General features: G+C 59.9%; 10 protein-coding genes. 8 read left to right on the top strand and 2 right to left on the bottom strand.

Annotated elements, in window-relative coordinates; genetic code table 11:
• The first annotated feature begins 10 nt into the window (after window positions 1–10).
• On the top strand, window positions 11–481 hold the full coding sequence (nrdR, locus tag DSM100238_RS00965) for a transcriptional regulator NrdR (protein ID WP_152354970.1): 471 nt from the start codon (window positions 11–13) through the stop codon (window positions 479–481).
• 796 nt (window positions 482–1,277) lie between these two features.
• On the opposite strand, the gene serA is transcribed toward nrdR, so the two are convergent.
• Window positions 1,278–2,507: a phosphoglycerate dehydrogenase gene (serA, locus tag DSM100238_RS00960; protein ID WP_152354866.1), complete on the bottom strand. Its 1,230-nt coding sequence runs from the start codon at window positions 2,505–2,507 to the stop codon at window positions 1,278–1,280.
• Between the two features lie 9 nt (window positions 2,508–2,516).
• On the bottom strand, window positions 2,517–4,796 hold the full coding sequence (locus DSM100238_RS00955) for a HelD family protein (RefSeq protein WP_152354865.1): 2,280 nt from the start codon (window positions 4,794–4,796) through the stop codon (window positions 2,517–2,519).
• A gap of 1,017 nt (window positions 4,797–5,813) precedes the next feature.
• Here DSM100238_RS00955 and mraZ point away from each other — a divergent pair.
• The 7 genes from mraZ (at window position 5,814) to mraY (ending at window position 13,917) form a co-directional block, all read left to right on the top strand.
• Window positions 5,814–6,626, top strand: coding sequence for a division/cell wall cluster transcriptional repressor MraZ (gene mraZ / locus DSM100238_RS00950; RefSeq protein WP_412160346.1), 813 nt, complete (start codon window positions 5,814–5,816; stop codon window positions 6,624–6,626).
• A gap of 6 nt (window positions 6,627–6,632) precedes the next feature.
• Window positions 6,633–7,790, top strand: coding sequence for a 16S rRNA (cytosine(1402)-N(4))-methyltransferase RsmH (gene rsmH, locus DSM100238_RS00945; protein ID WP_152354864.1), 1,158 nt, complete (start codon window positions 6,633–6,635; stop codon window positions 7,788–7,790).
• Window positions 7,787–8,251: a cell division protein FtsL gene (ftsL, locus tag DSM100238_RS00940; RefSeq protein ID WP_240812262.1), complete on the top strand. Its 465-nt coding sequence runs from the start codon at window positions 7,787–7,789 to the stop codon at window positions 8,249–8,251. The genes rsmH and ftsL overlap by 4 nt, the downstream gene beginning before the upstream one ends.
• A 1-nt stretch (window position 8,252) precedes the next feature.
• Window positions 8,253–10,049, top strand: coding sequence for a peptidoglycan D,D-transpeptidase FtsI family protein (locus DSM100238_RS00935; RefSeq protein WP_152354863.1), 1,797 nt, complete (start codon window positions 8,253–8,255; stop codon window positions 10,047–10,049).
• Between the two features lie 148 nt (window positions 10,050–10,197).
• Window positions 10,198–11,091: a UDP-N-acetylmuramyl peptide synthase gene (locus DSM100238_RS00930; RefSeq protein WP_152354862.1), complete on the top strand. Its 894-nt coding sequence runs from the start codon at window positions 10,198–10,200 to the stop codon at window positions 11,089–11,091.
• Window positions 11,092–11,292: 201 nt separating this feature from the next.
• A complete protein-coding gene (locus DSM100238_RS00925; RefSeq protein WP_152354967.1) occupies window positions 11,293–12,789 on the top strand; it encodes a UDP-N-acetylmuramoyl-tripeptide--D-alanyl-D-alanine ligase in 1,497 nt (498 codons plus the stop codon).
• 24 nt (window positions 12,790–12,813) lie between these two features.
• Complete coding sequence (gene mraY / locus DSM100238_RS00920; RefSeq protein WP_152354861.1) at window positions 12,814–13,917, top strand: phospho-N-acetylmuramoyl-pentapeptide-transferase; 1,104 nt, start codon at window positions 12,814–12,816, stop codon at window positions 13,915–13,917.
• Window positions 13,918–13,933 lie beyond the last annotated feature (16 nt).

The raw sequence follows: 13,933 nt of genomic DNA, 5'->3' as shown, positions 1-13,933 counted from the left end.
TGTGGAGGATATGCATTGCCCGTATTGCCAAAATCCTGAAACCAAGGTGGTCGACACCCGTATCAACGAGGACGGTCATTCCATTCGTCGTCGTCGCGAATGCCTCAAATGTGGTAGGCGGTTCACCACGGTGGAAACCACCATGCTTTTGGTGCAGAAAAGATCCGGCAATGTCGAACCGTTTGATCGTAACAAGGTGGTCAACGGAGTGCGCAAAGCCTGCCAAGGCAGGCCGATTGATGAAGACCAGCTGAAAATGCTCGGTCAACGCGTGGAGGAGGATTTGCGGTCTCGCGGTCTGGCAACCGTGAAATCCGACGAGGTGGGCAAAGCAATTCTCAAGCCATTGCGTGATCTCGACGAGGTCGCGTACATGCGGTTCGCCAGCGTGTACCAGAATTTTGAGAATTTGCAAGACTTCCAGCATGCGATTGACGAGCTGAATGCTAACAAGGCAGCCGAGCTGAATAACGCTCGCTGAGACACCGAGATGCTGCGCGTCGTTGGGCGATTCCGATATTGCATCACGGATTGAATGCGTGACGGCATCCAGAGGGCTGAACCCCGATGTCTCTCGCTCCTGCTCTGATTCGGAGAGTTTCAGAACAACTCACGTTCAACATCGCCGGTTCAGGCTGCTACGTGAAATCCAAACGCCTCGGTATCTCCCGGAATTCGCTGCACATGAAGACATGTCCAATCATGCGAGTCTCTCCAATATCTGACTGGAGCGGAAGCAGAACTTCGATGCCCATACGTTTGTTTCTGCCGATGCTTACGGGGTGTTCAGTGTCGGTAGTGGGGTGGCTCAGTTTCTGCCGACGCTTACGGGGTGCTCAGTGTCGGTAGAAGGGGGTAGCGGTCTGTTTTGCGGACGTTGATTATGCGGTGAGTGTTGGTGGGGTTGTTGTTCTGTTTCTACCGACACTTACGGGCACTCAGCGTCGGTAGTGGATTGTGGCTTTTCTGCGGATGTTTATGTGGTGTTGAGTGTCAGTGGAGGGGTTGTTGCTCTGTTTCCGCCGACGCTTACAAGTCGCTCAGTGTCGGCAGAAGGTTATGATGCTGCCGACACCAGGCACCCCATAAGCGTCGACTGCGGGCTGATTGCCGAAACTGGTTACGAATCACGGTTCGGAGCACCGGCTTCGAACCGTGACCGGTGATCACAATAAACGCCCATATGCGATTGGCCCTCACTGTGATCTGCAATCACAGTGAGGGCCAATCTCCTAGACCTTCCAAGCCGTGACCACCAGCCACGGTCTCACCAGCGATTACCGTTCGATATCGCTCGCCGTGTCGTCATCGGTGAGCACGCGCATGCGAATCGTGCCTTCGATATGGCTGAGCGCGTCGATAGTCGCCTGGTCGGGGACTTCAGCCACATCCGTGACCACATATCCCAATTCGCCTTCGGTGCCCAAGGACTGCGCCGAAATGTTGATGTTCTCCTCGCCGAGGATATGATTCATCTTGCCCAGCACACCCGGCAGGTTGGCGTGAAGATGCGCGATACGGGCGACGCCACGGTTGTTGCCGAGGTTCAGCTGCGGGAAGTTCACGGACAGTGCGGCAGAACCCTTGAACCAATAGTCCTCGAGTCGTTGCGACACGAAATGGCCGATCGATTCCTGCGCTTCCAACGTGGAACCGCCGATATGCGGCGTGAGAATCATATTGTCCTCGTCGGCCAACGGAGTGGTGAACGCGTCACCGCTCTTCTTCGGCTCGACCGGGAACACGTCAACGGCCGCACCGGAGATATGACCGGAATCCAGATGGCGCTTGAGCGCATCCAGATCGGCGACGAAACCGCGGGACAGGTTGATGAAAATGGCGCCCTGCTTCATGTGAGAGAACTGTTCCTCACCGAAGAACCCGGTGTTCGACTTGCGCCCGTCCACGTGCAGCGTCACGGCATCCGACTGTTCGAGCAGCTCGTTGAGGCTTGACATGCGCTTTGCGTTGCCCATAGCGAGCTTCTCTTCGAGATCATAGAACAGGACGCGCATGCCCATGGCTTCGGCGAGGACGGACAGTTGCGACCCGATGTTGCCGTAGCCGATGATGCCGAGCGTCTTGCCGCGCACTTCGTGCGACCCGCTGGCTGACTTGTCCCAGACGCCATGCTTCATATGGTGCGTGTGTGCAGGGATGCGGCGCATCAGGCAGATGATGTCACAGATGACCAGTTCCACCACGGAACGGGTATTCGAATACGGCGCGTTGAACACGGCGATGCCGCGTTTGCCGGCGTAGTCGAGATCGACCTGATTCGTGCCGATGCAGAAGCAGCCGATTGCAGTCAGATCAGGGCGTGCGTCGATGACTTTGCGCGTGACATTCGTCTTGGAGCGAATGCCCAGCAGATCAACACCTTCGAGCGCGTCGATGAGCTCGTCCTCGCTGAGGGCGCCCTTGAGCGTTTCCACTTCAAAACCGTGGTCTCGCAGCGATTGCGCCGCGAACGGGTGAATATTCTCTAATAACAATGCTTTGGGCATACTTCTACCTTAAATCATCAATTGACGTTCGTCATCTTCTGTCCGCACTATAAGCAGACGCTGTGTCGGACGGGTCATCGCCACGTACAGGTCCGCGGCTGCGACCAGTCGCGAGGGCGCGTTCTGTTCGATCTCGCCTGGCTCGGCGACGATGACCGCATCGAATTCCAAGCCTTTGACCTCTTCGGTGGTGCACACCATAACCTGTCGGTCCCAGCTGTTTTGTTCTGCGAGCCGTGAGTACCGATCCTTGGGGAGCCCTGTGCGCAGCGCGTCGTCGACTGCCGATCGCAAACCGGAAAGCCGCTCAGCAGAGGAGATGACGGCGATGCGTCCGGTACCGTCATCGCTGATGAACTCTTTGACCAAACTCAGTGTTCTCGAGGCGATTTCGCTGTTGAGCTCATCGGCTGAGGGTACGAGGATGCGCCGGACGGAATCATCGACGTGGCGCACAGCCTTGACCGTCGAAACGTACAGGCCTTCCCGCTGGGCGAAATCGGAGGCGAGATCAGAAACTTCCTGCGGATTGCGGTAGTCGATGGTCAGTTCGTTGAGATCCCAACGGTCCGGGCCGAACAGACGATCCATGGTCTTCGCCCAAGAGCGCGTACCGCCGAGCGCCGAGGTCTGGGCGACATCACCGACGATGGTGAACGAGCGTGACGGGCACCGTCTGATGAGCATACGCCATTCCATGGCGGTCAGCTCCTGCGCCTCGTCGACGACGATATGCCCGTAGGTCCATTCGCGGTCCGCCGCCGCATGCTGGGCGATGAGCTCGTCATCGCCCCCGTTGATATTGTCGAGCAGCATCTGCGAAGTGACGATGCCCGAGCCGATACCAGCCTGTGCCAGCGTGTCATTGGCGAACTGCTCTTCTTCGGCACGCTTGGCGTCTTGTGCTGCCTGCCGCGCCGCTTGCCGGGGGTCTGGGCCGAGCAGTTCCAATGCCTCATCAAGCAGAGGGATGTCGGAGCGGGTCATCGGCGAGCCTTTTGGCCTGGTCAGGATACGAATGTCGCTGTCCGTAAGCCATGGCGCATACGCGCGCAGCTGTTGTGGCTTGGCGAACATCTGGTCGATTAGCCATTCGCCGGTCATCGGAAGCCATGCCTTGTTCAAGGTGATACGCACCTGGTCGTTCATCCGCAACTGGGAGACGATATCGGACAATTCTGCTTGGTTCGGCTGATAGTCGAGCTGTTCGACATACCGGTTGCGCAACGCGCTGAGCATGCTGCGCACGAAGGTTTCGCGAGCCTTGTTGTGCGGCTGGCGCGTGCGTTTCGCATCGCCGATCGCCTGTTCGAAGTCCGTGCGGAGCATGGGCACCTTGAAGCCGTTGAGGGTGATGACCGGCAATCGTTGCGGTACGCGTTCGCGCGCGGCGACCGCATGTTCGATTGCATGGCGCATACGATAATCGCCTTTGAGCATGGCCGCCCTCGCGCTGTCTTCATGCGTTGCGACGACACCGGGGATGAGGTCGGCGATGGTGCGGCTGACCACACCGGTCTCGCCGAGTGAGGGAAGCACCTGATCGATGTAATGCAGGAAGCTGGTGCTGGGGCCGATCACCAGAACACCGGAATTGGCGAGTTTGCGGCGATGCGTGTACAGCAAATAGGCAGCGCGGTGCAGTGCGACCGCGGTTTTGCCGGTTCCGGGCCCGCCTTGGACGATGACGACACGGTCGAGGGGAGCGCGGATGATGCGATCCTGTTCCGCTTGGATGGTGGCGACGATATCGGTCATTTTGCCGGTGCGCTTCGAATTGAGCGACGCGAGCAACGCTCCTTCTCCGGTGAGTGTGCCTGCGTCGGATGCTTTGCCGACCTGGTCGGAATGCACGTCGAGTACCTCGTCTTCGACTCCGACGACTTCGCGGAAGTGAAGTGTGATATGGCGTCGCATGACGATATCGCCATGATGCGATGGGGTCGCCTCGTAGAAGGGGCGGGCGGCATCGGCACGCCAGTCGGTGAGGATGGGCTCATGCTCGGCGCTGGATAAGCCGATTCTGCCGATGTACCGGCGTTTGCCGTGGACGTCGTCGAGACGACCGAATACGAGACGATCTTCGACTGCGCGCAGCTGCATCAGCCGATCCTCGTACATGGTGGCGAAGGAGTCGCGTTCGGTGCGTTGGGTTGGCGAGCCGTGCGACCCTGCGGCGCGCACTTTCGCCAGGCGCTGCCGGGCTTGGTCGCGCAATGCGTCGAGCCGGGTATAGGCGTGGGTCACCGCTTGTTGTTCCTCGTGAAGCTGGGAGGAGTATGTCGTCATGCTGTTCCGTTTCTGCATTTCAGGTGCTGCAATTCAGGCATTCCAGTGTAGCGCGGGGCTTCTACGTTTCACTGGTCACTGATTGGTGCGCTGTGTGGATTGGTTCGTCAGGTGGTGGTGAGGGTAGGGCGGTCGTACAGGTGGACAGTTACGCGGGTGTGATGGTCGTACAGGATGGCGGCGTCGGACGGTCTGTGGTCCGTGGTGTGTGTGGCAGCCGAGCGGGTGGGGCGGCTATGCGGGTTGGAAGCGTCGTGTGGGTCGGGCGTGTGGTGTTGCCGTGTGGGCTGCCGCTCGGGTGTAGGCGGTCCGGTCTGACGGCGAACTGTCCGTCCTTCTGCAAGGGTGCCGTCTTTCGAGCGTCACGCCTACCGTGTGCGCGTTGTGAGCCGACTCTCGTGTGCCGTACACAGTGCGAAATGATCGCGAATCATGTCAATTTTAGGGATGATTCACCATCTGTGCACCATAAACGAAGATTTATCTCGGGGAAATCATGAAAAATGACACTGCAATCACCTCGGATATGGGATTTGTGCGAGGAGCCATTGAAAAAGCGCGGTCCAATCGGATGCAATGCGACTTGGATTGTGTGCGAAACGCCTGTGTCGAACCGGTTTTTGAGCGATGCCAACGGTTTAGGCACAATATCGTGAGTTTTTTGTGTCGTGATGGGGAAGATTGGGGAATTGTGGGGTAAAGTGGTGAGTCAGCTGTGGCGATGCGATTCAACATGATCAAAAGGAGGTGGGCGCAATGGCAGAACAACACGATGACGATCAGCCTGTGACCCCCTCTGAATCCCAATCCTCCGGCCACATCCCGCCACTCGGCCAAGCATCGCCCAACCCGCAGCCGTCCTCGGACTGGCCGCAATCCGTCAACGGCGCCAATGGAACCAATGGCGCCAATGGTGTCAACGATGCCGTCGGCGCCAACGGTTATTCCGCACCCCAAGTCCAAGCCCAAACTCCAGCCGCGGCATCATTCCTCCAACAAGCCCAGCCACAGACTGCGATGCAGCAGCCTTCCGCACAGGCATATCAGGCACAGGGCTATCAGCAGGTGCCCCCATACGCGGTGATGCCGTCCCAGCCACAGGCGGTAGCCCAGCCGTATCAGTACGCCGCTGCCCAAGTTCCCGCATCCTACGTTCAGCAGCAGCCGCAGTCGCCACAGCAGCCGCAGCAGTACGCCGCCATGCCACAGACCATGGCAGGCCAGCCGGTCGCATCGCAGCAGGCCGTAACGCCCCAGTCCGTTGCAGCCCAGCAGTCGCAGGGTATGTACCTCCAGCAGTCGCAGACCGGGATGCAACAGACCGGGATGCAACAGACCGTCATGCCGCAGCCGCAGTCCATGCCCCCGACCATGCCGGCGGATGGCGGCGAAGTCATGCTCTTGGGCACGTACACCCCGAAAATTGACGCGAAAGGCCGCATGGCGCTGCCGGCAAAGTTCCGCACCCAACTCGGCCCCGGACTGATCATGGCCCGCGGTCAGGAGCGTTGCGTGTACCTGTTCCCGCAGGCTGAATTCCGCCGGGTCGCCATGCAAATCCAACACACGTCGCTGGGCAACAAGGCGGCGCGCGAGTATCTGCGCGTCCTGCTGTCCGGCGCCGTCGACCAGACTCCCGACAAGCAGGGCAGGGTGCTGGTGCCGCAAATGCTGCGCGATTATGCCAAGCTCGGCAGCGATATCGTCGTGATCGGCGTGGGCACGCGCGCTGAAATCTGGGATAAGCAGGCTTGGGAACAGTATCTTGCCGACAACGAGCAGGGATACTCCGATATTGCCGATGACGTACTGCCGACCGTGGAATGGTGATCAGCGATGACAGATTTCTCTCAAATCCACCAGCCGGTTCTGCTCGAGGAGTGTGTGAGACTTGTCGCCCCGGCGCTCGCACGCCCCGGCAGCATTGTCGTCGATTGCACCTTGGGCTTGGCAGGCCACGCGTGCGCCTTCCTCAAAGCCGCCCCCGAAGCCCGTCTGATCGGCATCGACCGTGACAGCGAAGCGCTGTCGCTCGCCACACAACGGATGCGCCAGGAAGGTTTGGACGACCGGTTCACTCCGGTTCATGCGGCGTTCGATGAATTCAACCAGGTCCTCGACGATCTCGGCGTGCACACGGTTCAAGCGGTTTTCATGGATTTGGGGCTTTCCAGCTTGCAGATCGACGAGACGGATCGCGGCTTCTCGTATTCCCATGACGCTCCGCTGGACATGCGTATGGACATCACGCAGGATCTCACCGCGGCCCAAGTGCTTGCACAATACGATGAGCGCGATCTGGTCCACATCTTCAAAACGTACGGTGAGGAGCGTTTCGCTCGCCAGATCGCCCACGCCATCGTGCAGGAACGTGGGCAGGAGCCGCTGACGACATCCGGCCAGCTGAACCGTCTGGTCGACCGTGTCGTTCCCAAAGCGCACCGCCCGGCTGGCAATCCGGCGAAGCGGGTGTTCCAAGCGTTGCGCATCGAAGTCAACGGCGAACTGGACAAACTCGCCCACACACTCCCGCAAGCCGCGAATCATCTTGCGGTCGGCGGCCGTCTGGTGGTTGAGTCCTACCATTCATTGGAAGACAAGACCGTCAAATCCTTCATGCGCCATGGCCTTGAGGCGGATGTCCCCGCAGGATTGCCCGTCATTCCCGACGATGCACAGCCGTTCTTCACCGCGCTGACCCGAGGCGCTGTCATGGCCGATGACCGGCAGATCGCCGAGAATCCGCGCTCTGCGTCGGTACGGTTGCGCGCGGTCGAATTGAACCGGGAACTTCCCGAACGCTGGCGTGAACGCTTCGACCAGATGACCGTCGAAGGCGGTGGCCGTGACCGGCGGGCCGCACATGGCCACGTCGATGCGCATGACGGTTCCTCCCGCGCAGCACGTTCTGCCCATCCCGGGCGTTCCGGCCATACCGGTTATCAAAGCCATGCGAAAGGGGCACGGCGTGATCATGGATCGAGGAGGGGATGATGGCAGCTTCCGCCCGTAGAATCCGTTCGCAGGCGTCTCCCGCCAGCCATCCCGAGCGTCAACACGAGATGCGTCGGGCACCTGAGCGTCCCGCGCTGCATCTGGTCAAGAATGAGCAGGCCGGCGCCGTATCCTCGCAGGATCGTTTCCGCAGTTTCATCGAATGGACGCGCTCGCATACCGCTCCGGTCATTCAAGTCATCATCGCCTTCGTGTTCTTGGCGGCGACGATGGTGGGGTCGCTGACGTTGCGCACACAGATGGCGGAGAACTCGTTCGAAGCCAAGCAGACTGAACAGCAGATCGAGCAGCTTCAACAGGACATTCAGACAGATCAGACCAAACTCGACTCATTGCAGGCGTCCTTGCCACAGAAAGCGCAGGATATGGGCATGGTTCCGCAGCAGGATTCCGTCACCATCGATTTGAACGGCTACCAACCGAGCGACGGGAGCAAGTGACATGCGAAGCATCAGACGACTCTGGAATGCGCTGGGACAGTTCGGCAGGCGTTGCCTGCTCGTGCTGCTTGCATTCGCCATACTGTCCGCGTCGTGCGTCTGCCAGTTGACAAGCCTGCAGCTGATCAATGACAAAAGCCTCGCCTCGGCGGCCGAGAAGACCCGAACCGCAACGGCGACGGTTCAAGGCAACCGCGGCAAGATCGAGGATACCAACGGCACAGTGCTCGCACAAAGCGTCGAACGATACAATGTCATCGGCGACCCGCTGTTGGCGCAATCCTTCAAACCGGTGAACTGCACTGCCAACAACAAAACCGCTTGCCATTCCATCAACGGCAAACCCGTGGGCACGACCGGTGCTGCGGCGGTCGCCCGGTTGCTGGCCAGCGTGATCGACGTGGACGCGAAAACCCTGGGCGCTGAACTCAGCGGCAATTCGCACTACGTGGTGCTGAAGAAGAACGTGTCCCCGGCAGTCAAGCGCAAAATCGACAAACTCAACATCGGCGGGTACGTCATCACGAAACTGTCCAGCATCCGCGAGTATTCCAACGGCACGCTCCTGGGCGCGCTGTTGGGCGGTGTCGACGGCACAGGAAAGGGCGTCAGCGGTATCGAACTGCTGGAAGACAAGACCCTGACCGGAACCAATGGGTACAAAACGTATCAAAGCGGCGGCGGCGGAGAAATGATCCCGGGTACGCTGATCGATTCCAAGGATGCCGTCAACGGTTCGGATGTCAAACTCACCATCGACTCCGACGTGGATTGGTACGTCAAGAAAGCGCTGACAGACGGCGTAAACCAGTACCATGCGGCATGGGGCATCGCTGTCGTCCAGGACGTGCAGACCGGCGCGATCATCGCGCTTGAGGATTCGGACCAGATCAAGGCAGGCAGCACGGAAGCGATGCAAAACGCTTCCCGCGCGGTTGCAGAGACATTCGAACCCGGATCTGTCGGCAAAGTGTTCGCGATGGCCGGCATGCTGCAACTGGGTCTGCACCAAATGACCGATAAGTTCAGCGTGCCGAGCACCATCACCGTGGACGGCCAGACCTACAAGGATTCACACGAGCATGCCACAACCAATTGGACGCTCGCCGGCATTCTGCAACAGTCCTCGAACGTCGGCATGATCATGGCCGCAGACCAGTACACCAGCGAGGAACGGTACGAATTCCTGAAGAAATTCGGCATCGGCCAGGCCAGCGGATTGAATCTGCCGGCGGAATCCAACGGATCGCTGAGCAGTGCGAGCGCCTGGGACGGCCGTACGCGCAACACCGTACTGTTCGGTCAAGGGTATTCGACCAACGCCTTGCAAATCACGAACGCGATCGCCACCATTGCGAACAAGGGCGTGAAGAACCAGCAGTACATCGTCAAATCCGTGACTGACGCCGAAGGGCGCACCACAACCCCGAAGCGCGGCGAAGCGTCTCGCGTCGTCGATGAATCCGTGGCGAGCCAGATGCTGAACGCCATGGAATCGGTCGGCGAATACTACCAGGCGCAGGCGGGCATCAGCGGATACCGTATCGCGGCGAAAACCGGTACCGCGCAGGTCGCAGGCGCCAACGGTTCGCTCACGTCGATTGTGGCGGACTGGGTTGGCGTGCTTCCGGCGGACAATCCGCGTTTCGTGGTTACGGTCATTCTCAAGGATCCGGACGGCACCTATGGTGGTTTGACGGCAGGCCCGATTTTCAAGACCATCGGTGAATTCCTTATGCAGAAGTATCAGGTGCCGACGTCCACGCCGCGCACCGATGCTATCCCGGTGACGTGGTGATTGACATGACGCAGCATACGACACGTCCGGCGTCGTACAGCATACGCAGGCCGGCTTGGATGTCGGCCGCATCGCAGCTTGGTGCGGTTTTCGCGGGCGCGCATACTGTGGAGACAGTAGGGCTTGCACAACAAGAAAGGGGCGTCTGATGAGCGTGGTGACTGAGGCCGTGGGACGGCGGATGACGCTGGGTGATATTTGCTCTCGGTACGGTTTCGAGCTCGTTCCCCAATTCGCCGGAGGGGTAACCATCACATCGATCAGCAGTGATCTTGATGCGATTATGCCTGGCTCGCTGTTCACCCCGTTGCAGGACGTGGATGCGGAAACCTTGCGCATTGCCCACTCTCGCGGTGCGTATGCTGCGATGGTGCCCCATTCGAGCGAACCGGTGGCGCGACAGGCCGGATACCCGGTGATTATCGCGCAGCCCACGCCCGAGCAGGTGGGCGCGCTTGCAGCGACGATGGCGGGGGAGCCCTCCCGCGCGCTGGCGGTGTTCGTAGTCGGCGGGCATGACGGCGATGAGGTCCAGGCTACAGCCATCCGTCTGGCTTCGTTCCTGCACATGCTTGGCAATCCGGTCGGGCAGGTCAATGCCGCCGGTTCGTCATCGCTGGAACGGCAGCTCAACCTGTCATACCCGCTTGACGTCTATGACATCCAGCATGTGATGGCGGTATGCGCTGAAGATGGCGCCTCTGCGATTATCATCGCCCTCGATCCCGGTACGTTGGCGGATCATGCGCTGGAGGGCGCGACCGTTGACGTCGCAGGCAGTTGTGATGCGCTGACGCCGTTTGCGCTCAAGGCCACGTTGGCTGAATGGACGCAACGGTACGGCTTCTCTCTTGAAAGCAACAATCAGATGATTTATCAGCGTGATGCCGAAACCGATGACATCGCCGCTGAAGCGATGGACGGGTCGGCGGGTGTCGGCGATGTATCGCGGCTGAGCTTGTCTATCGCGATGGTCATGGCGGCTGGCGTGCGCAAATCCAATATCCGCAACGCGTTGCGCGTATCGAGCGAAATGCAGTGAGCGCGGCAGAGCGGTACCGGTGGCGAGAGCCGTCGGCTTCCGAAAGGCAAGCGGCATCCATATGGTTCAACGTTTCGGCGGTTTGGGATGGCGATGCGTGACACAGCGGATTCGCAAGGAATGCAACATCGGACAGCGAAGCAGAACGATGAGCAGCAGACAGACGAGCAGGAAGGAACGGAAATGACACAGGAGACGGGCATGATGCCGGTAACCCTTGAACAGATCGCCCACGCTGTGGACGGCACACTGGTGATTCCCGATCACGTGCAGGCGCCACAAGGGCAGTTCGAGCCGTCAGTGGTCAGCGATTCACGGCAGGTGCGTGCGGAATCCGTATTCGTGGCGATTCCCGGTGAACATGTGGACGGTCATGATTTCGTGGGGAAAGCCGCCCAGAGCGGTGCCGCGGTCGCCATCGTCCAGCATGAGGTGGATGCGCCCGTCGCCCAGGTCGTCGTTCACGATTGCGTGGAGGCGCTGGGACGGCTCGCAGCCTATAATCTCGCAGCCCGGCGGAAAGCCGAAGGCGATTTCACCATCGTGGGCATCACCGGTTCGGTAGGCAAAACCACCACCAAGGATCTGCTGCACGCATTGCTGGAAGACATGGGGCAGACAGTCGCCCCGGTCGGATCGTTCAATAACGAAATCGGCCTGCCCCTGACCGCCCTCAAAGTCGGCAAGACAACCCGGTTCCTGGTCGCCGAAATGGGCGCCAACCATGTGGGTGAGATCGCGCATCTGACCACAATCGCACCGCCTGATATCGCGGTCGTCCTTAAGGTCGGCGTCGCCCATCTCGGCGAATTCGGCTCGCCGGAACGCATCGCTCAAGCCAAAAGCGAGATCGTGCGCGGCTTGGTGCCTTCAGGCACGGCAGTGCTCAACGCCGGGGACGTGCATGTCGCCGCCATGCAGGCGATCGCGCCGGGGGACGTGCTGTGGTTCGGCGTCGATGACATCCGGCCCGATTCTTCCGCCCCGAAAGTCACCGCCCGCGACGTGAATCTTGACGATCTGGGCCATCCGTCGTTCGCCCTGGTGGATGCCGATGGGTCGACCGCCCCGGTGACGCTCGGTATCGGAGGCAGACACAACGTCGTCAACGCGCTCGCCGCCGCGACCGTGGCCCGCCGGTGCGGTATGCCGTTGGAACGCGTGGCGGAAGTGCTCGGCGACGTGCACCATATCAGCGCGCACCGCATGGCCGTCTCGACCGTGCGCCGCGGGGACGTGTCGTTCACGCTGATCGACGACTCCTTCAACGCGAACCCGGATTCCATGAAAGCAGGTCTCGACGGCTTGGCCGCATGGCATGCGAAGGAGACCACACAGCCATACCGGATCGCCGTGCTCGGGGCGATGCTCGAACTGGGCGACAGCGAACGCGAACAACATCGCCTGATCGGCGAATACGCCCTCGCTCATGGTGTCGATGAGCTGATTGCGGTCGGCAACGTCGAAGACAAGCATTTCGACGCGCTCGCCGAAGCCATGTCCCAAGGTGCGCGGGAGTATCTCGACGCCGCCGCACGTGCCGACGTCCCGATACACTGGGTGCATGACACAGCTGAGGCCGACCGCCTTGTCATGTCCGCTGCGGCGCATCATACCGATACGGTGGTGCTGCTCAAGGGGTCGCATGTTTCCGGGCTGAGCGCATTGGCTGAACGTTGGTCTGACAAGGCTCTGTGAGCCGTGCAAGAAGTGGAGTAGACAGTGATTTCGCTTATCATCGGCATCGTGGTCTCGCTGCTGGTCGTGTTTTTCGGCACTCCAGTGCTGATCGACATCGTGCACAAGCTGCATTATGGCCAGTACATCCGTCAGGATGGTCCAAAATCGCATCAGATCAAACGCGGCACGCCTACGATGGGCGGCTTGATCATCGTGCTGGCGATTGTGCTGGGGTGGGGCGCCTCCGCGGTGTACCGGTTCTGCACGGGCGGCTCGGTGCCCTCATGGTCGGCGGCGCTGGTGCTGTTCGCCATGATCTCGATGGGCTTGCTCGGGTTCATTGACGATTTTGCGAAGGTCCGCAAGAAGCAGAATCTGGGGTTGTCGGTGCACGCCAAGTTCATCGGCCAGTTCATTTTCGCGACCTGCTACGCGGTGCTTGCGCTGATCATCCCCACGAAGTCGGGGTTCCCAAGCGCACAGGCGGGTATGAGTTTCATCGAGAAGCCGTTTTGGAATTTTGAATCCGCCGGCAAGGTCGGTGCGATGATTCTGTTCATCATCTGGGTGAACTTCCTGATGACGGCATGGACGAACGCCGTGAACCTGACCGACGGTCTTGACGGGTTGGCGTCAGGCTCATCGATGATCGCCTTCGCCGGCTACGCGATCATCGCCTACTGGGAGTGCTACCACCTCAAGGGTACCGGGCATGAAGGCTACGCGTATGCGGTATCCGACCCGCTTGACCTGTCCATCATCGCGGTGTGCGCGGCGGTCGCCTGCTTCGGTTTCCTGTGGTACAACTCCAACCCTGCGACGATTTTCATGGGAGACACCGGATCCCTCGCCTTGGGCGGCCTGTTCTCCGCACTGTCCATCGCCACGCATACGGAGTTCCTTGCCATCATCTTGGGCGGCTTGTTCGTCATCGAAGTCATGTCCGACGTCATCCAGGTCAGCTGCTTCAAACTCACTCACAAGCGCGTGTTCAAAATGGCGCCGATCCATCATCATTTCGAACTGCTCGGATGGAGCGAAGGCAAGGTTGTCGTCCGGTTCTGGATGATCGAACTGCTGTTCACCTTGGCTGCGGTCATGATCTTCTACGGCGATTGGGTGACCCGTTCCGGATTGTTGCTGTAACACGCATTCCGTAACC

Origin of the sequence: Bifidobacterium apri (assembly GCF_009299485.1) — a bacterium.
Classification (GTDB): Bacteria; Actinomycetota; Actinomycetes; order Actinomycetales; family Bifidobacteriaceae; genus Bifidobacterium; species Bifidobacterium apri.
This window is presented reverse-complemented; position numbering and strand designations above follow the sequence as displayed.

Coding starts and splice junctions, on each gene's coding strand:
- nrdR (WP_152354970.1), top strand. CDS start 11: ATGCATTGCCCGTATTGCCAAAATCCTGAAACCAAGGTGGTCGACACC.
- serA (WP_152354866.1), bottom strand. CDS start 2,507: ATGCCCAAAGCATTGTTATTAGAGAATATTCACCCGTTCGCGGCGCAA.
- DSM100238_RS00955 (WP_152354865.1), bottom strand. CDS start 4,796: ATGACGACATACTCCTCCCAGCTTCACGAGGAACAACAAGCGGTGACC.
- mraZ (WP_412160346.1), top strand. CDS start 5,814: ATGCAGCAGCCTTCCGCACAGGCATATCAGGCACAGGGCTATCAGCAG.
- rsmH (WP_152354864.1), top strand. CDS start 6,633: ATGACAGATTTCTCTCAAATCCACCAGCCGGTTCTGCTCGAGGAGTGT.
- ftsL (WP_240812262.1), top strand. CDS start 7,787: ATGATGGCAGCTTCCGCCCGTAGAATCCGTTCGCAGGCGTCTCCCGCC.
- DSM100238_RS00935 (WP_152354863.1), top strand. CDS start 8,253: ATGCGAAGCATCAGACGACTCTGGAATGCGCTGGGACAGTTCGGCAGG.
- DSM100238_RS00930 (WP_152354862.1), top strand. CDS start 10,198: ATGAGCGTGGTGACTGAGGCCGTGGGACGGCGGATGACGCTGGGTGAT.
- DSM100238_RS00925 (WP_152354967.1), top strand. CDS start 11,293: ATGATGCCGGTAACCCTTGAACAGATCGCCCACGCTGTGGACGGCACA.